Annotated in this window: 16 protein-coding genes; 5 read left to right on the top strand and 11 right to left on the bottom strand. The window is 71.5% G+C overall.

The window, feature by feature from the left end:
- The 6 genes from MKK68_RS29050 to MKK68_RS29025 form a co-directional block, all read right to left on the bottom strand.
- Positions 1 to 139: biotin/lipoyl-containing protein (locus MKK68_RS29050; RefSeq protein ID WP_313899252.1), on the bottom strand; the 139-nt coding region annotated here is incomplete at its 3' end.
- A gap of 3 nt (positions 140 to 142) precedes the next feature.
- Positions 143 to 754, bottom strand: a complete 612-nt coding sequence (locus MKK68_RS29045) for a Uma2 family endonuclease (protein ID WP_147728754.1) — start codon at positions 752 to 754, stop codon at positions 143 to 145.
- 13 nt (positions 755 to 767) lie between these two features.
- The gene (locus tag MKK68_RS29040; RefSeq protein WP_147844303.1) at positions 768 to 1,043 is read right to left on the bottom strand and encodes a DUF5076 domain-containing protein; all 276 of its coding nucleotides are present in this window, start codon (positions 1,041 to 1,043) and stop codon (positions 768 to 770) included.
- A gap of 61 nt (positions 1,044 to 1,104) precedes the next feature.
- The gene (locus MKK68_RS29035) at positions 1,105 to 2,556 is read right to left on the bottom strand and encodes a pyruvate dehydrogenase complex E1 component subunit beta (protein WP_243948819.1); all 1,452 of its coding nucleotides are present in this window, start codon (positions 2,554 to 2,556) and stop codon (positions 1,105 to 1,107) included.
- Positions 2,557 to 2,626: 70 nt separating this feature from the next.
- Complete coding sequence (gene pdhA, locus MKK68_RS29030; RefSeq protein WP_244033681.1) at positions 2,627 to 3,691, bottom strand: pyruvate dehydrogenase (acetyl-transferring) E1 component subunit alpha; 1,065 nt, start codon at positions 3,689 to 3,691, stop codon at positions 2,627 to 2,629.
- A 210-nt stretch (positions 3,692 to 3,901) separates the two neighbouring features.
- A complete protein-coding gene (locus tag MKK68_RS29025; protein WP_147728758.1) occupies positions 3,902 to 4,213 on the bottom strand; it encodes an FtsB family cell division protein in 312 nt (103 codons plus the stop codon).
- Between the two features lie 221 nt (positions 4,214 to 4,434).
- Here MKK68_RS29025 and dinB point away from each other — a divergent pair, with 221 nt between their 5' ends.
- The 3 genes from dinB (at position 4,435) to MKK68_RS29010 (ending at position 6,864) form a co-directional block, all read left to right on the top strand.
- Positions 4,435 to 5,475, top strand: a complete 1,041-nt coding sequence (gene dinB / locus MKK68_RS29020; RefSeq protein ID WP_244033682.1) for a DNA polymerase IV — start codon at positions 4,435 to 4,437, stop codon at positions 5,473 to 5,475.
- A gap of 114 nt (positions 5,476 to 5,589) precedes the next feature.
- Complete coding sequence (locus MKK68_RS29015; protein ID WP_147727704.1) at positions 5,590 to 6,468, top strand: SDR family oxidoreductase; 879 nt, start codon at positions 5,590 to 5,592, stop codon at positions 6,466 to 6,468.
- 96 nt (positions 6,469 to 6,564) lie between these two features.
- Entirely contained in the window at positions 6,565 to 6,864 is a 300-nt protein-coding gene (locus MKK68_RS29010) for a hypothetical protein (RefSeq protein ID WP_147727705.1), read from the top strand.
- 272 nt (positions 6,865 to 7,136) lie between these two features.
- On the opposite strand, the gene MKK68_RS29005 is transcribed toward MKK68_RS29010, so the two are convergent.
- The 5 genes from MKK68_RS29005 to MKK68_RS28985 form a co-directional block, all read right to left on the bottom strand.
- Positions 7,137 to 7,925 (bottom strand): enoyl-CoA hydratase, encoded by a 789-nt coding sequence (locus tag MKK68_RS29005; protein ID WP_147728087.1) that lies wholly within the window; start codon positions 7,923 to 7,925, stop codon positions 7,137 to 7,139.
- Positions 7,926 to 7,927: 2 nt separating this feature from the next.
- On the bottom strand, positions 7,928 to 8,830 hold the full coding sequence (gene mmsB / locus MKK68_RS29000) for a 3-hydroxyisobutyrate dehydrogenase (protein ID WP_244033680.1): 903 nt from the start codon (positions 8,828 to 8,830) through the stop codon (positions 7,928 to 7,930).
- A gap of 72 nt (positions 8,831 to 8,902) precedes the next feature.
- The gene (locus MKK68_RS28995; protein ID WP_244033679.1) at positions 8,903 to 10,090 is read right to left on the bottom strand and encodes an enoyl-CoA hydratase/isomerase family protein; all 1,188 of its coding nucleotides are present in this window, start codon (positions 10,088 to 10,090) and stop codon (positions 8,903 to 8,905) included.
- Positions 10,090 to 11,232 (bottom strand): acyl-CoA dehydrogenase family protein, encoded by a 1,143-nt coding sequence (locus MKK68_RS28990; protein WP_244033678.1) that lies wholly within the window; start codon positions 11,230 to 11,232, stop codon positions 10,090 to 10,092. The genes MKK68_RS28995 and MKK68_RS28990 overlap by 1 nt, the downstream gene beginning before the upstream one ends.
- A 59-nt stretch (positions 11,233 to 11,291) precedes the next feature.
- A complete protein-coding gene (locus tag MKK68_RS28985) occupies positions 11,292 to 12,788 on the bottom strand; it encodes a CoA-acylating methylmalonate-semialdehyde dehydrogenase (protein WP_147842730.1) in 1,497 nt (498 codons plus the stop codon).
- Positions 12,789 to 12,943: 155 nt separating this feature from the next.
- On the opposite strand from MKK68_RS28985, the gene MKK68_RS28980 reads away from it, so the two are divergent.
- Positions 12,944 to 13,852, top strand: a complete 909-nt coding sequence (locus tag MKK68_RS28980; protein WP_244033677.1) for a LysR family transcriptional regulator — start codon at positions 12,944 to 12,946, stop codon at positions 13,850 to 13,852.
- A gap of 169 nt (positions 13,853 to 14,021) precedes the next feature.
- A complete protein-coding gene (locus tag MKK68_RS28975; protein ID WP_244033676.1) occupies positions 14,022 to 15,185 on the top strand; it encodes an iron-containing alcohol dehydrogenase in 1,164 nt (387 codons plus the stop codon).
- The last annotated feature ends 150 nt before the right edge of the window (positions 15,186 to 15,335 follow it).

Genomic DNA, 15,335 nt, shown 5'->3' with positions numbered 1-15,335 from the left:
CCATGGTCGCCTTGTCGGTCTCGATCTCGGCGAGCACGTCGCCGGACTTGATCGCGTCGCCCTCCTTCTTGAGCCACTTGGCGAGGTTGCCCTTCTCCATGGTCGGCGAGAGGGCGGGCATCAGGACGTTGACGGGCATGGTTCAGGTCTCGTCCGAGGGCAGGGAGGGGGCGTCGGGTTCGGCGCGGGGATCGGCGAAGGGAAACAGGTCGTCCAGCGGAAACGGGACGGCGTCGAAAGGCGGCAGGGCCACGGTCTCGCGGCGCGTCACCGTCCCGAGCAGCAGCCATCGGGACGCGGTCAGCGCGAAGGCCTCCAGCACGCCGTCGGCGGGATCGAGCAGCCAGAGGTGCCCGACGCCGGCCTCCGCGTAGATGCGCCGCTTCGGGCCGCGGTCGAGACGCACCGTGGACGGCGACAGGATCTCGCAGACCCAGTCCGGCGGCGTCTCGACGAAGGCGGTCTCCGGCTCGGCCGGCAGCCGCTCGCGGCGCCAGCCGGCGAGATCGGGCACCACGACCTGCGCTCCGAGATGGAGCTCGGGTTCGATCATGAAGATCCAGCCGCCCGGTCCGCCGCGTCCGTGCCGGAAAGGGGGGCCCAGAACGGAGCCGAGATCCAACGCCGCCATCGCATGCCGCGGCCGCGGTCGCGGATGCGTCTCCAGCGCCCCGTCGATGATCTCGGCGACGAGGTGATCGGGGACCGCTTCGAGGTCGGCGTAGGTGGCGTGCCGGAGCGCGGGTTCGGCCATGGCCAGAATCCCGTCAGTTCAGGCCGCCGGGATCGAGGCCCTCGGCCTCCCACCCCGCGCGAATGCGCTCGAACGCCTCCTCCTCCGACAGGTCGGTCTCCAGGGCGTAGGCGCGGGCGGCCTGCCGGGCGAGGTCGACCATCAGGCGGCCCCACGTGGCGGGGTCGTCGAAGGACCGGCGCAACGCCACGCTCACCGCCCCGTCGACCACGGCCGCGCGCAGCACCTCGATGCCGCCCTGCTCCAGGGCGTCGGGGGGGACCTCGAGGGCTTGGAAGGATTCACTCATACGACGTCATGACCCATCGATGGCCCCGTTCCCGCCGGTCAGGCACGAAGGCGGATCGCATTCACCGGTAGCAGACGGCCTTGGCCGCCTCGACGACCTCGGCGACGTTGGGCAGGGCGAGCTTCTCGAGGTTGGCGGCGTAGGGCATCGGCACGTCCTTGCCGGTGACGCGCAGCACCGGCGCGTCGAGGTAGTCGAACGCGTCGACCATCAGGCGGGCCGAGATCTCGGCGCCGATGCCCGATTGCGGGAAGCCCTCCTCCACCGTGACGCAGCGGCCGGTCTTCTTGACCGACGCGAGCACGGTCTCGGTGTCCATCGGCCGGATCGTGCGCAGGTCGATCACCTCGGCCTCGATGCCCTGGTCGGCCAGGATCTGCGCCGCCTTCAGGGCGTAGGTCATGCCGATGGCGAAGGAGACGATGGTCACGTCCTTGCCGGTGCGGTGGATCCGCGCCTTGCCGATCGGCAGCACGAAGTCGTCGAGCTTCGGCACCGGGAAGGTCTGGCCGTACAGGATCTCGTTCTCGAGGAAGATCACCGGGTTCGGGTCGCGGATCGCGGCCTTGAGCAGGCCCTTGGCGTCCGACGCCGTGTAGGGGGCGATCACCTTCAGGCCCGGCACGTTGGAGTACCAGGCGGCGTAGTCGTGGCTGTGCTGGGCGCCGACGCGGGCGGCGGCGCCGTTGGGGCCGCGGAACACGATCGGGCAGCCGAGCTGGCCGCCGGACATGTACAGGGTCTTGGCCGCCGAGTTGATGATGTGGTCGATCGCCTGCATGGCGAAGTTGAAGGTCATGAACTCGACGATCGGCTTCAGGCCCGACAGGGCCGCGCCGACGCCGATGCCGGCGAAGCCGTGCTCGGTGATCGGGGTGTCGACCACGCGGCGGGCGCCGAATTCCTGCAGCAGGTTCTGCGTGACCTTGTAGGCGCCCTGGTACTCGGCGACCTCCTCTCCCATCACGAAGACGTCCTCGTCCCGGCGCATCTCCTCGGCCATGGCGTCGCGCAGCGCCTCGCGGACGGTCATCGTCACCATCTCGGTGCCGGCCGGGAACTCCTCCATCACCGGCTCGGCGGCCTTGTTGGTGATGGTGGCGGGCGCGGCCGGCGCCGCGGGCTTGTCGTCGCCGGTCTTGGCGGTGGCCGACGGGCCGGAGGCCATGCCCTCGGCCTGCATCGTCGGCGTCGGGGCGGGCTGCCCGCCCGTGTCCGCACCGTTCGGCTTCGACGAGGCCCCTCCGGCGGCGGCCGCCGCGACGTCCTCGCCCTCGCCCGCGATGATCGCGATCGGGGTGTTGACGGCGACGCCCTCGGTGCCCTCGGCGACCAGGATCTTGGCGAGCGTGCCCTCGTCGATCGCCTCGACCTCCATGGTCGCCTTGTCGGTCTCGATCTCGGCGAGCACGTCGCCGGACTTGATCGCGTCGCCCTCCTTCTTGAGCCATTTGGAGAGCTTGCCCTCCTCCATGGTCGGAGACAGGGCGGGCATCAGGATGTCGGTCGCCATGGAGGGTCTCTGATCGGTGAGGCGGGCGGGGCGGCCTGGCAGGGGATCGTCGCGGGGCGGCGGCGCGCCCTCAGGCGCGCGCTTCCAGGAGGATGTCGGTCCACAGCTCGGACGAATCCGGCTCGGGATCGTGCGTCGCGAACTCGGCGGCGTCGTTGACGGTCTCGCGGACCTTGGCGTCGGTGGCCTTGAGCTCGGCCTCGGCGACGCCGTGCAGCTCGATCAGGCGCTTGCGCACCATCTCGATCGGGTCGTGCTCGTCGCGCATCTTCGAGACTTCGTCCTTCGTGCGGTACTTCGCCGGGTCGGACATCGAGTGGCCGCGATAGCGGTAGGTCTGCATCTCGAGGATGTAGGGCCCCTCCCCGGTGCGGGCATGCGCGATCGCCCGGCCCGCCGCCTCGCGGACCGTGCGCACGTCCATGCCGTCGACCTGCTCGCCGGGGATGCCGAACGAGATGCCGCGGCGGGAGAAGTCCGTCTGCGCCGAGGCGCGGGCGACCGAGGTGCCCATGGCGTAGCGGTTGTTCTCGATCACGTAGACCACGGGCAGCTTCCACAGCTGCGCCATGTTGAAGCTCTCGTAGACCTGGCCCTGGTTGGCCGCGCCGTCGCCCATGTAGGTCAGGCTGACCTTGCCGTTCTTGCGGTAGGCGTCGGCGAAGCCGAGGCCGGTGCCGAGCGAGACCTGCGCGCCGACGATGCCGTGCCCGCCGAAGAACTGCTTCTCGCGGCTGAACATGTGCATCGAGCCGCCCTTGCCGCGGCTGTAGCCGCCGCGGCGGCCGGTGAGCTCGGCCATCACCCCCTTCGGGTCCATGCCGCAGGCGAGCATGTGGCCGTGGTCGCGGTAGCCGGTGATGACCTGGTCGCCGTCGACCGAGGCCATCTGCATGCCGACGACGACCGCCTCCTGGCCGATGTAGAGGTGGCAGAACCCGCCGATCAGGCCCATTCCGTAGAGTTGCCCCGCCTTCTCCTCGAAGCGGCGGATCAGCAGCATCTGGTGGTAGGCGTGGAGGTCTTCCTCACGGGTGAATTGCGGCGCGTTCGGTGCGGGCTGGTGCTCGGCCGCCACGGCCTCCGGCGTCTCCGCGGCAGGGTTGGGCTGCCCCGCATCTTTCGCGGCATCCATCGGCGTGCTCCCGTGCTGGCGTCTGTTCCCTCCCGGTTTAGGACACGCGCTCCGGGAATGCGAGGGCCGACGCTCTGACAGGTGTTTGTGGTTGTCATACCCGATCCGCATGCCCGATCCGCACGCCCGATCGGCATGATCCCCTCGGGACGGCGGATGCGGGCCGCGCTCAAGCCGGGACGCGCGCGCGGGACTGGAGGCGGTACCCGCTCACGGGTCGATGACGACCACGTCGTTGGCGTGCACCCGGCCGAGGACGACCCGGGCGCGCTCCTCCAGCAGGTCGCGGTCGATCTGCTCGCTGCGCAGCAGCGCGACGCGGTGCTCCCAGGTCGCCCGCTCGGCCTTGGCCGCCGCGAGCTCCCGGGTGAGCCCGAAGGCCTGGATCTTGAGGGCGCGCTTGGCCTCCAGGCCCCGGTTGCCGTTCTCGGCCTGGTACACAAAGTAGCCGACCACCAGCCCGGACAGGGTCCAGAGGCTGAGAGGCAAAACGACCATTCTGACGCGGCGACGGACGACCATGGCGCGACCATCGTCCGGGTCGGTTAACAAAGCCTTTGCCGCGGCCGCCGATCGTGCGCTCGGCGGTGGACGGCCGCGCCCGGATGGGTTGAACCGCGCCCCGTGGTGATGGATAGTCGGAACAAAGATCGAACATCGAGGCGGCCGCCCTGCGGTGCGGCGGTCTCGCGGAACGGGACAGCGCAGTGACCGCCTCGGTGCGGAAAGTTATCCACATCGACATGGACGCGTTCTACGCCTCCGTCGAGCAGCGCGACGACCCGGCCCTGCGCGGCCTGCCGGTCGCGGTCGGCGGCTCGCGCGAGCGCGGCGTGGTCGCCGCCGCGAGCTACGAGGCGCGGGCCTTCGGGGTGCGCTCGGCGATGCCCTCGGTGACGGCGCGCCGGCTCTGCCCAGACCTGGTGTTCGTGCGCCCGCGCTTCGAGGTCTACCGCGGCATCTCGGAGGAGATCCGGACGGTATTCTCCGAGCACACGCCGGTGATCGAGCCGCTCTCCCTCGACGAGGCCTACCTCGACGTCACCGAGAACCTGCAGGGCCTGCCGACCGCCACCGCCGTCGCCCGGGCGATCCGCACCACGATCCGCGCGCGCACCGGACTCGTCGCCTCGGCCGGCGTCTCGTACAACAAGTTCCTCGCCAAGGTCGCCTCGGACTACCGCAAGCCCGACGCGCTGTTCGTGATCACCCCCGAGATGGGTCCGGCCTTCGTCGAGGACCTCGCCATCGGCCGCTTCCACGGCATCGGCCCGGTGACGGAGGCGAAGATGCGCCGCCTCGGCATCCATACCGGCCGCGACCTCAAGGCCCGCTCGCTGGAGGATCTGGCCGCCATCCTCGGCAGCGCCGCCCCCTACTATCACGGGGTGGCCCGCGGCATCGACGAGCGCCCGGTGCGGGCGCACCGCATCCGCAAGTCGATCGGTGCCGAGAACACCTTCTCCGACGACAGCGCCGACCTCAAAATCCTCGCCGAGCGCCTCGCGCCGATCCTCGACAAGGTCGCGGCGGCCTGCGCCGCCAAGGGTCTGCGCGGCCGGACCGTGACGCTGAAGGTGAAGTTCTCCGACTTCGCGCAGGTCACGCGGGCGCGCTCCCTGGCTTCCCCCGTCGGCGACCGCGCCAGCCTGGAGGCGATCAGCCTGGGCCTGCTGCGCGACCTCCGCCCGCTCCGGCGCAGCGTGCGGCTGCTCGGCGTCTCGCTCTCGGCCCTCGACCACGGCGACGCCGCGGAACCGCTGCAGCTCGGCCTGGCGATCTGAGGCGTCGCCGCGATCGTTCGATCGGGATCGCCGGCGCCGCGGTCATCGGGTCGCGCCTGCGTCCGCGGCGCCGCGCCCTATCTCGATGGGAAGCGACACCGGGAGCAGCCAACCATGACCGACGATCCCCGCGAGGCCGGAGCCCGGCCCCCCTTCCCCGGCGACCAGCAGCAGGAGCGGCCGGGATTGTCGTCGCGGATGACCCCCGCCCCCGATCACGGCGAGCACAGCTACGTCGGCAAGGGGCTGCTGACGGATCAGGTCGCGCTGATCACCGGCGGTGATTCCGGGATCGGCCGCGCGGTGGCGATCGCCTACGCCCGCGAGGGCGCCGACGTGGCGATCTCCTACCTGCCGGTCGAGCAGTCCGATGCCGAGGAGACGGCGCGCTGGGTCGAGCGGGCCGGGCGCCGCGTCCTGCTGCTGCCGGGAGACTTGCGCGAGGAGGCCCATTGCCGCGACCTCGTCGCCCGCACGGTGGCCGCGTTCGGGCGCCTCGACGTGCTAGTCAACAACGCGGCCGCGCAGACGATCAACGAAGGGCTCGACGACGTGACGGCGGAGGACCTCGAGGGCTCGTTCCGCGCCAACGTCTTCGCGATGTACTACCTCGCCCAGGCGGCGGTGCCGCACATGAAGCCGGGCTCGGCGATCGTGAACTCGACGAGCCAGCAGGCCAAGGTCGCCGACAAGACGATGCTGATCTACGCCGCCACCAAGGGCGCGATCGCGAGCCTGACGATCGGGCTGTCGAACCTGCTGGCGCCGAAGGGCATCCGGGTGAACTGCGTCGCGCCCGGCCCCGTGTGGACCCCGATCCAGCCGATCGTGAAGAGCCCCGAGCAGATCGAGCAGCTCGGGGCCGACACGCCCCTCGGCCGCGCCGGGCAGCCGGCCGAGCTCGCCCCGGCCTACGTGCTGCTGGCGTCCCGCGAGGGCAGCTACATGTCCGGCGCCCTGGTGCCCGTCACCGGCGGCACGCCGATGTACTGACGCACGAGGCGCGGCGATCCGGAACGGAGCGCCGCGCCTGCGATTGACGGCGGAACCCCCGCCGGGCCGGACCGCCCCGCCATCGGAGCCAGATCCATGTCGAAGATCATCGCCGCCACGTTCGAGACCCGCCGCGACGCCGAGATGGCGGTCGAGCACCTCGTCCAGGAGCACAAGATCGACCGCAAGGCCGTGACCATCGCGCCGGTCTCGGACGAGAACAGCGCCGGCACCGAGACCGCGGGCGCCGACATCGAGGACGGCCGCGTCGAGAAGACCCACACCGACGGCGAGCCGAAGCTCGCCGGGCGCCTCAAAGTCTCGGCCGAGGTCGAGCCAGCGCTCGCGGACAAGGTCGAGTCCTCGTTCGCGACCTACGGCGGCCAGGCCGCCTGAGCCGGAACGACGCACCATGCAGCCCCCTTCGACCGCCCGGGCGACCGCACCGCGCACCGTCGAGGGCGTGAGTCCCCCACCCGATCGGAAAGGGACAGGGTTTTCCGGAAAGGCATCTCATCGGAGCGGAACGCGATCGGCCCCCACCGGCCCCGCCCCGTCATTCCGGGCTCTGCTGCGCAGCCCCGGGATGACGGGGCGGGGCCGGATTAGTTTCGCTCGAGGCCGGGACGATGCATGAAGACGATCGGCCTCCGTAGCGAGAAGTGGCGCTACCCGTGCGTGAACTTCGGCGCGCGCTTCTCGACGAAGGCGGCCATGCCCTCCTTCTGGTCCTGGGTGGCGAACATCGCGTGGAACACCCGCCGCTCGAAGCGCACGCCTTCCGTGAGCGTGGTCTCGTAGGCGCGGTTGACCGCCTCCTTGGTCATCATCGCGATCGGCTTGGACATGCCGGCGATGGTCTCGGCGACCCGCATCGCCTCCGCGACGAGCCCGTCGGCGGGCACGACCCGCGAGACCAGCCCGGCCCGCTCGGCCTCGGCCGCATCCATCATCCGGCCGGTCAGGCACATCTCCATCGCCTTGGCCTTGCCGACGAACCGGGTCAGCCGCTGGCTGCCGCCGATGCCGGGCATCACCCCGAGCTTGATCTCCGGCTGGCCGAACTGCGCGGTGTCGGCGGCCAGGATCAGGTCGCACATCATCGCGAGCTCGCAGCCGCCGCCGAGCGCGAAGCCGGCCACGGCCGCGACGATCGGGGTCCGCAGGGCCGTGAAGCGCTCCCAGTCGGCGAAGCGGTCGCCGGCATACATCTCGGCATAGGTCGCCGCCTGCATCTCCTTGATGTCGGCGCCGGCGGCGAAGGCCTTGGCCGACCCGGTGATCACGATGCAGCCGATCCCCGGATCGGCATCGGCGGCGGTCGCCGCCGCGATCAACGCTCTGGTGAGCTGCGCGTTGATCGCGTTCAAGGCCTTGGGCCGGTTCAGGGTGATGAGCCGGACGCGCCCGCGCGTCTCGATGAGGATCGTCTCGTCCCCGGTCAGATTCTCCGGCATGGTCAAACCTCCTCGCGCGGTCCGCGCAGCATCTGGACGATCGCCGAGAAATCCTGCCCGCCGTGGCCTTGCGCGTCGAACCGGGCATAGAGGCGCTCGGCCTCGGCGCCGAGGGGCGTCGCGGCGCCGGCGGTGCCGGCGGCTTCTTGCGCGAGGCGCAGGTCCTTCAGCATCAGGGCGGCAGCGAAGCCCGGCCGGTAGCCGGTGTTGGCGGGCGAGGTCGGCACCGGCCCCGGCACCGGGCAATAGGTGGTGAGCGACCAGCACTGCCCGGACGAGACCGAGGCCACGTCGAACAGGGCCTGCTGCGAGAGCCCGAGCTTCTCGCCGAGCGCGAAGGCCTCGCACACGCCGATCATCGAGATGCCGAGGATCATGTTGTTGCGGATCTTGGCGGCCTGGCCGGCGCCGGCCGCGCCGCAATGGAACACGCTCCGGCCCATCCGCTTCAGGATCGGCTCGGCGGCGGCGAAGGCCTGTTCCGAGCCGCCGGCCATGAAGGTCAGCGTCCCGGCCTTGGCGCCCCCGGTGCCGCCGGAGACCGGCGCGTCGATCGCGGGGCAGGAGCGCGCCTCGGCCAGGGCGTGGGCCTGGCGGGCGCTCGCGACGTCGACCGTCGAGGAATCGATCAGCAGGGTGCCGGCGGGGACCGCTCCGGCGACCTGCGACCAGACCTCGACCACGTGCCGGCCGGCCGGCAGCATCGTCACCACCGCGGACGCGCCCTCGACCGCCTCCAGCACCGAGCCGGCGACGGCGACGCCCTCGGCCCGCGCCGCCTCCAGCGAGGCCGGGGCGAGGTCGAACCCGCGGACCGCGTGCCCGGCGCGGACGAGGTTGGCCGCCATCGGGCCGCCCATGTTGCCGAGCCCGATGAAGGCGATGGTCTGGGGCCGCGTCGTCATGGGTTCCTCCCGTATGTCTCTCACGGCGGCGCTCTGCGTGGAGCACGACCGATCCTTGTTGCTTGCTCCCATTTACCCCCTCATCCTGAGGTGCCGGAGCGAAGCGGAGGCCTCGAAGGAGACATCTAGGTCGCGCTGCGATCCCTGGAGCCCTCCTTCGAGGCCCGCTGGCGCGGGCGCCTCAGGATGAGGGAGCAGGGGGGACAAGACGTCGTCCGGCACCGAAAAGACCGGGGCCGCCCGCGGCGCGAGCCAGCCGGCGATCCGTTCGGGGTCGACCGCGTCGAGGGTCGGCGGCGACCAGCGCGGCGCCTTGTCCTTGTCGATCACCGCCGCGCGGATGCCCTCGCGAAAATCCCCCTCCGCCAGCAGGGCGAGGGACGCGTGGAACTCGCGCTCCAGGCAGGCCTCCAGCGTCGTCGCCGCGCGGCCGAGACGCAGCAGGCGCAGCGTCAGCACGAGGCTTGACGGCGACTTCTCCAGCAGCGTCGCGCGCGTCCGCCCGGCGAATTCGGAGCCTTCGGCGGCGAGCGCGGCCAGGATGTCCTCGACGCGATCGTGCGCGAAGCAGCGGTCGATGACGGCTTGCGCCGCGGCGAGCGGGGCCGGCCCCGGCGTGACGGCGCGCGCGTCGATCGCCGCCCGGACGGTGGCGTGGCCGGCCTCCGGGGCGAGGGCGGCGAGCGCATCGATCAGGGCGGGCAGCGTCGCTGCGGGCACGCAGGCGTCGGCGAACCCCGCGAAGATCGCGTCGGCCGCGCCCATGGGCTCGCCGGTCAGCCCGAGATAGGTCCCGGTCTCGCCGGGCGCGCGCGGCAGCAGCCAGGTGCCGCCGACGTCGGGCAGGTAGCCGATGCCGGTCTCCGGCATGGCGATGCGGGAGCGCCCGGTGACGACGCGGTGGCCGGCATGGCCCGACAGCCCGACGCCGCCGCCCATGGTGATCCCGTCCAGGATCGCCACGAACGGTTTTTCGTAATGCGCGATCCGAGCATCGAGGCGATACTCGTCGCGCCAGAAGTTCTCGGCGGAGCTTGAACCCGCGCTCTCGTAGAGCGAGCGCAGGTCGCCGCCGGCGCACAGGCCGCGCTCGCCCTCGCCGGTGAGCAGGATCGCGGCGACGCCTTCGTCGGCGGCGAAAAGATCGAGGGCGGCATCGATCGCGCCGACCATGCCGTGGGTCAGCGCGTTCAAGGCCTTCGGCCGGTTCAGGCGGATGCGCCCGAGCGTGCCGACGCGCTCGACGAGGATGTCGGGCATCAGCGCCCCCCGAGCAGCGCGCGGGCGATGATCACCCGCATGATCTCGTTGGTGCCCTCCAGGATCTGGTGGACGCGCAGATCCCGGACGATCTTCTCGATGCCGTACTCGGCGAGATACCCGTAGCCGCCGTGGAGCTGCAGCGCCTCGTTGGCGACGTGGAACGCGGCGTCCGTCACGTGGCGCTTGGCCATGGCGCAGAGCTTGGTCGCCTCCAGCGCCCTGGCGTCGAGGGCGGCGGCCGCGTGGCGCAGGAACGCGCGGGCGACCTCGAGCTCGGTCGCCATGTCGGCCAGCCGGAACTGCAGCGCCTGGAAGTCCGAGAGCTTCTGGCCGAAGGCGCGGCGGTCGCCCATGTACGCGAGCGTCCGGTCGAGGGCCGATTGCGCGCCGCCCAGCGCGCAGGCGGCGATGTTGAGGCGGCCGCCGTCGAGCCCGGCCATGGCGTAGCGGAAGCCGTCGCCCTCGTCGCCCAGCCGGTTCTCGACGGGCACCCGGCACTGGTCGAAGCGCACCGCGCGGGTCGGCTGGGCGTTCCAGCCCATCTTGCGCTCGTCGGCGCCGAAGGAGAGGCCGGGCGTGCCCTTCTCGACGACGATCGCCGAGACGCCCTTCGCGCCCTCGCCTCCGGTCCGGGCCATGACGAGGTAGAGGTCGCTGGCGCCGGCGCCCGAGATGAACTGCTTCTCGCCGGTCAGCACGTAGGCGTCGCCGTCGCGAACCGCGCGGGTTCGGAGCGCCGCGGCATCCGAGCCCGAGCCTGCCTCGGTCAGGCAATAGCTGGCGATCCTGTCCATCCGCGTCAGCGACGGAAGCCAGCGCCGGCGCTGCGCCTCGCTGCCGAAGGCGTCGATGATCCAGGAGGACAGGTTGTGGATCGAGAGGAAGGCCGCCACCGTCGGGCAGCCTTCGCCCAGAGCCTCGAAGATCAGGCTGGCGTCGACGCGGCTCAGGGCCGATCCGCCGACATCCTCGCGGATGGTGATCGCGGCCATGCCGAGAGCTGCCGCCGCGCGAAGGGTCTCGACGGGGAAGTGCTTGCGCGCGTCCCAGTCGAGGGCGTGCGGCGCGATGTGCTCGCGCGCGAAGTTCTGGGCCATCTCCCGGATGGCGACCTGATCCTCGTCGAGCCCGAAGCGCATGGCATCAAGTCCTTGGCTGGACGGTTACTCCCTCCCCCGCAGAGGGGGGGAGGGTCGGTTCACCGCATCGTCGGGATCGAGAACTCCGCGCCGCTCTTGATGCCCGAGGGCCAGCGCTGCGTCACGGTCTTGGTCTTGGTGTAGAAGCGGATCGCGTCGGGCCCGTGCTGGTTCAGGTCGCCGAAGCCCGAGCGCTTCCAGCCGCCGAAGGTGTGGTAGGCGATCGGCACCGGGATCGGCACGTTGACGCCGACCATGCCGACGTTGACCCGGGCGGTGAAGTCGCGCGCCGCGTCGCCGTCCTGGGTGAAGATCGCGACGCCGTTGCCGTATTGGTGGGTGGAGGGCAGCGCCAGCGCCTCCTCGTAGTCCTTGGCCCGCACGACCGAGAGGACCGGGCCGAAGATCTCCTCCTTGTAGATCGTCATGTCGGCGGTGACGCGGTCGAACAGGCAGCCGCCCATGTAGAAGCCGTTCTCGTAGCCCTGCAGGGTGAAGCCGCGGCCATCGACGGCGAGCTCGGCGCCCTCCTGGAGGCCGGTCTCGATGTAGCCCTTCACCCGCGCCACCGCCTCGGCGGTGACCATCGGGCCGTAATCGGCCGAGCCGTCGTGCGAGGGGCCGATCTTGAGGCTCTCCACCCGCGGCACCAGGCGCTCCATCAGCCGGTCGGCGGTGCCCTCGCCGACGGGGACGGCGACCGAGATCGCCATGCAGCGCTCGCCGGCCGAGCCGTAGCCGGCGCCGATCAGCGCGTCGACGGCCTGGCCCATGTCGGCGTCGGGCATGATGATCATGTGGTTCTTGGCGCCGCCGAAGCACTGGGCGCGCTTCCCCGTCTGCGCGGAGCGGACGTAGATGTACTCGGCGATCTGCGAGGAGCCGACGAAGCCCACCGCCTTGATGTCCGCGTCGTCGAGGATCGCGTCGACCGCCTCCTTGTCGCCGTTGACGACGTTGAGGATGCCCGGCGGCAGGCCGGCCTCCAGGAAGATCTCGGCGATGCGCATCGGAACGCCGGGGTCGCGCTCGGACGGCTTGAGGATGAAGGCGTTGCCGCAGGCGATGGCCGGGGCGCATTTCCAGAGCGGGATCATCGCGGGGAAGTTGAACGGCGTGATGCCGGCGACCACGCCCAGCGGCTGGCGCAGGGAGTAGACGTCGATGCCGGGGCCGGCGCCTTCCGTGAACTCGCCCTTCAGCAGGTGCGGGATGCCGCAGGCGAACTCCACCACCTCGACGCCGCGCTGGATGTCGCCCTTGGCGTCGGGCACGGTCTTGCCGTGCTCGGAGGCCAGCAGCTCGGCGAGTGAATCCGTCTCGCCGCGGATCAGCTCGAGGAAGCGCATCATCACGCGGGCGCGCTTCTGCGGGTTGGTCGCGGCCCAGGCGGCTTGCGCGTCGCGGGCGTTCTCGACCGCCGCGCGAAGCTCGGCGCGGCTCGCCAGGGCGACGCGGGCCTGGACCTCGCCGGTCGAGGGAAGGAACACGTCGGCGAAGCGGCCGCTGGTGCCCGCGACGGTCTTGCCGCCGATGAAATGCCCGATCGTGCGCATGTGCGCCTCTCCTGTGCTCGTTTCCTCAGGTCCGGCCGGCGCGACGGCCGGCCGATTTTGAGCGGACCATAGCAGCGCCGATCGGGCGATAAAGCTGGACCTGCTCGCAGCCGGTGTGCATCGATGCACAGCGCCATCCCCGTCGGACCCAGCCCGTGAGCCTCAAGAAGACCCACAACTGGGACGACCTGCGCTTCTTCCTCGCCGTCGCCCGCACCGGCACGCTGACGGCCGCGGCGGCGCAGACCGGCACCGAGCACACCACCGTGGCCCGGCGCATCCTGGCCCTGGAGGAGGGGCTCGACCGCCGGCTCTTCCACAAGAGCAACCTCGGCTACGCGCTGACCGAGGCCGGCGAGGCGCTGCTCGGGACGGCGGAGGCGATGGAGAGCGCCTTCGTCTCGGGCTCGGCGGCCGGCGGCACCGGGCGGAGCGTCGCGGGCACGGTGCGGGTCGGCGCGCCGGACGGGTTCGGCAGCGTGTTCCTCGCGCCGCGGATGCACCGCCTGACCGAGGCCCATCCCGGGCTCGAGATCGAGATCATGGCGACCGCGCGGATCTTCAGCCTGTCGAAGCGCGAGGCGGACATCGTCGTCAGCCTGTCGGCACCGCAGCAGGCGCGGGTGGTGACGCGGCGGCTCACCGACTACCGGCTCTTCGTCTACGGGTCGAAGGCGTACCTCGACGCGGCCGAGCCGATCCGGACGGCGGCCGACCTCGGGCGGCACCCGTTCGTCAGCTACATCGAGGACATGCTGTTTGCGCGGGAGCTCAACTACCTCAACGTGATCGGGCCAGGCGCCAGCGCGCGGCTGCGCTCGACGAACCTGCTCGCCCAGGTGCACGCCACGCTCGCCGGTGCCGGCCTGTGCATCGTGCCGGCCTTCATCGCGGCCGCCCATCCCGGCCTCGTGCCGGTGCTGCCGGACGCGCTGTCGCTGACGCGGGCCTTCCACATGCACATCCACGAGGACCACCGGAAGGCCGCCCACATCCGCGAGGTGGCGGCCTTCATCGTCGGCGCGGTCGAGGCGGCGCAGGCGCTGTTCTCGCGGGCGGGATAGTGCGTCGCACCGGCAAGCTCAGGCAGGATACTGCGCGCCGGATGTCGCGCGACGGGCGCCGACCGGGCTTGTCCTCGCGCCCGCGCAGCCGCTAGCCTGCCTTTCGTATTCTGCGTTCATTCGCGCGCGTCCCCTCGGCGCGTCCCTTTGGAAAGACGGATCCAACGCCATGATCAGCGCCATCGCCCTGCCGCGGCTGATGCGGATCGGAGCCGGTGCGTGCGGGCTGCTGCCGGAGGTGCTGGGGCAGCTCGGGCTGTCCCGGCCGTTCGTCGTCACCGATCCCTACCTCGCCGACAGCGGCCGGGCGGGGCGGCTCGTCGAGCGCCTGGCGGCGGCCGGCGTCCGGGCCGGGCTGTTCTCGCAGACCGTGCCGGACCCGACCGTGGCCTCGGTGGAGGCGGCTTTGGCCGCGCTCAAGGCCGGCGACCACGATTGCGTCGTCGGCTTCGGCGGCGGCAGCCCGATGGACACGGCCAAGGCCGTCGCGGTGCTGGCCCGCCACGGCGGCCACATGCGCGACTACAAGGCGCCCCACAGCCAGGACGCGCCCGGCCTGCCGATCCTGGCGATCCCCACCACCGCCGGCACCGGCTCGGAGGCGACGCGCTTCACTATCGTCACCGACGGGGCCACCGACGAGAAGATGCTGTGCGCCGGCCTCGCCTACCTGCCGGTGGCGGCGCTGGTCGATTACGAGCTGACCCTGAGCAAGCCCGCGCGGCTCACCGCCGATACCGGGATCGACGCGCTGACCCACGCGATCGAGGCCTACGTCTCGCGGAAATCCAACCCGTTCTCGGACGGGTTCGCGCTCGCCGCGATGCGGGCGATCGCGCCGAACCTGCGCCGGGTCTGGACCGATCCGGGCGACCGGGCTGCGCGGGAGGCGATGATGTTCGGCGCGACGCAAGCAGGCATCGCCTTCTCCAACAGCTCGGTGGCCCTCGTCCACGGGATGAGCCGGCCGATCGGCGCGCATTTCCACGTGCCGCACGGGCTTTCGAACGCGATGCTGCTGCCGGCCGTCACCGCCTTCTCGGCGCCGGGCGCGCCCGGGCGCTACGCCGCCTGCGCCCGGGCGATGGGCGTGGCGCGGGAGGGCGACGACGAGCGCAACGCGGTCTCCCGCCTGATCGCCGAGCTGCAGAACCTCAACGACGACCTGCAGGTGCCGACGCCGGGCGACTACGGCATCGACGAGGCCCGGTGGAACGGCCTGATCCCGACCATGGCGGCGCAGGCCCTGGCCTCGGGCTCGCCCGGCAACAACCCGGTGGTGCCGGACGCGGAGGCGATCGCGACGCTGTACCGCCAGGTCTGGGCCGCCTGAGCGGGACGGGACGCGCGGGCAGGCGCCTTTCCCGAACGGGCTGCCGGCTTCACGAATCTCACAATCCCGGTTTTCGCACCCGCCCCGTCATTCCAGGGCGCCGCAGGCGAGCCCGGCGATCCAGAGCCGCAGGTTGTGCTCCAGCTTGCA

This window comes from Methylobacterium sp. E-016 (assembly GCF_022829745.1).
Lineage (GTDB): Bacteria > Pseudomonadota > Alphaproteobacteria > Rhizobiales > Beijerinckiaceae > Methylobacterium.
Note: the sequence above shows the minus strand (reverse complement) of the source record. Positions and strands in the feature narration are given on the sequence as shown.

What these genes read in the sequence shown, in the direction of transcription:
- MKK68_RS29045 (WP_147728754.1), bottom strand. Translation starts at nt 754, where the DNA reads ATGGCCGAACCCGCGCTCCGGCACGCCACCTACGCCGACCTCGAAGCG.
- MKK68_RS29040 (WP_147844303.1), bottom strand. Translation starts at nt 1,043, where the DNA reads ATGAGTGAATCCTTCCAAGCCCTCGAGGTCCCCCCCGACGCCCTGGAG.
- MKK68_RS29035 (WP_243948819.1), bottom strand. Translation starts at nt 2,556, where the DNA reads ATGGCGACCGACATCCTGATGCCCGCCCTGTCTCCGACCATGGAGGAG.
- pdhA (WP_244033681.1), bottom strand. Translation starts at nt 3,691, where the DNA reads ATGGATGCCGCGAAAGATGCGGGGCAGCCCAACCCTGCCGCGGAGACG.
- MKK68_RS29025 (WP_147728758.1), bottom strand. Translation starts at nt 4,213, where the DNA reads ATGGTCGTCCGTCGCCGCGTCAGAATGGTCGTTTTGCCTCTCAGCCTC.
- dinB (WP_244033682.1), top strand. Translation starts at nt 4,435, where the DNA reads ATGGACGCGTTCTACGCCTCCGTCGAGCAGCGCGACGACCCGGCCCTG.
- MKK68_RS29015 (WP_147727704.1), top strand. Translation starts at nt 5,590, where the DNA reads ATGACCGACGATCCCCGCGAGGCCGGAGCCCGGCCCCCCTTCCCCGGC.
- MKK68_RS29010 (WP_147727705.1), top strand. Translation starts at nt 6,565, where the DNA reads ATGTCGAAGATCATCGCCGCCACGTTCGAGACCCGCCGCGACGCCGAG.
- MKK68_RS29005 (WP_147728087.1), bottom strand. Translation starts at nt 7,925, where the DNA reads ATGCCGGAGAATCTGACCGGGGACGAGACGATCCTCATCGAGACGCGC.
- mmsB (WP_244033680.1), bottom strand. Translation starts at nt 8,830, where the DNA reads ATGACGACGCGGCCCCAGACCATCGCCTTCATCGGGCTCGGCAACATG.
- MKK68_RS28995 (WP_244033679.1), bottom strand. Translation starts at nt 10,090, where the DNA reads ATGCCCGACATCCTCGTCGAGCGCGTCGGCACGCTCGGGCGCATCCGC.
- MKK68_RS28990 (WP_244033678.1), bottom strand. Translation starts at nt 11,232, where the DNA reads ATGCGCTTCGGGCTCGACGAGGATCAGGTCGCCATCCGGGAGATGGCC.
- MKK68_RS28985 (WP_147842730.1), bottom strand. Translation starts at nt 12,788, where the DNA reads ATGCGCACGATCGGGCATTTCATCGGCGGCAAGACCGTCGCGGGCACC.
- MKK68_RS28975 (WP_244033676.1), top strand. Translation starts at nt 14,022, where the DNA reads ATGATCAGCGCCATCGCCCTGCCGCGGCTGATGCGGATCGGAGCCGGT.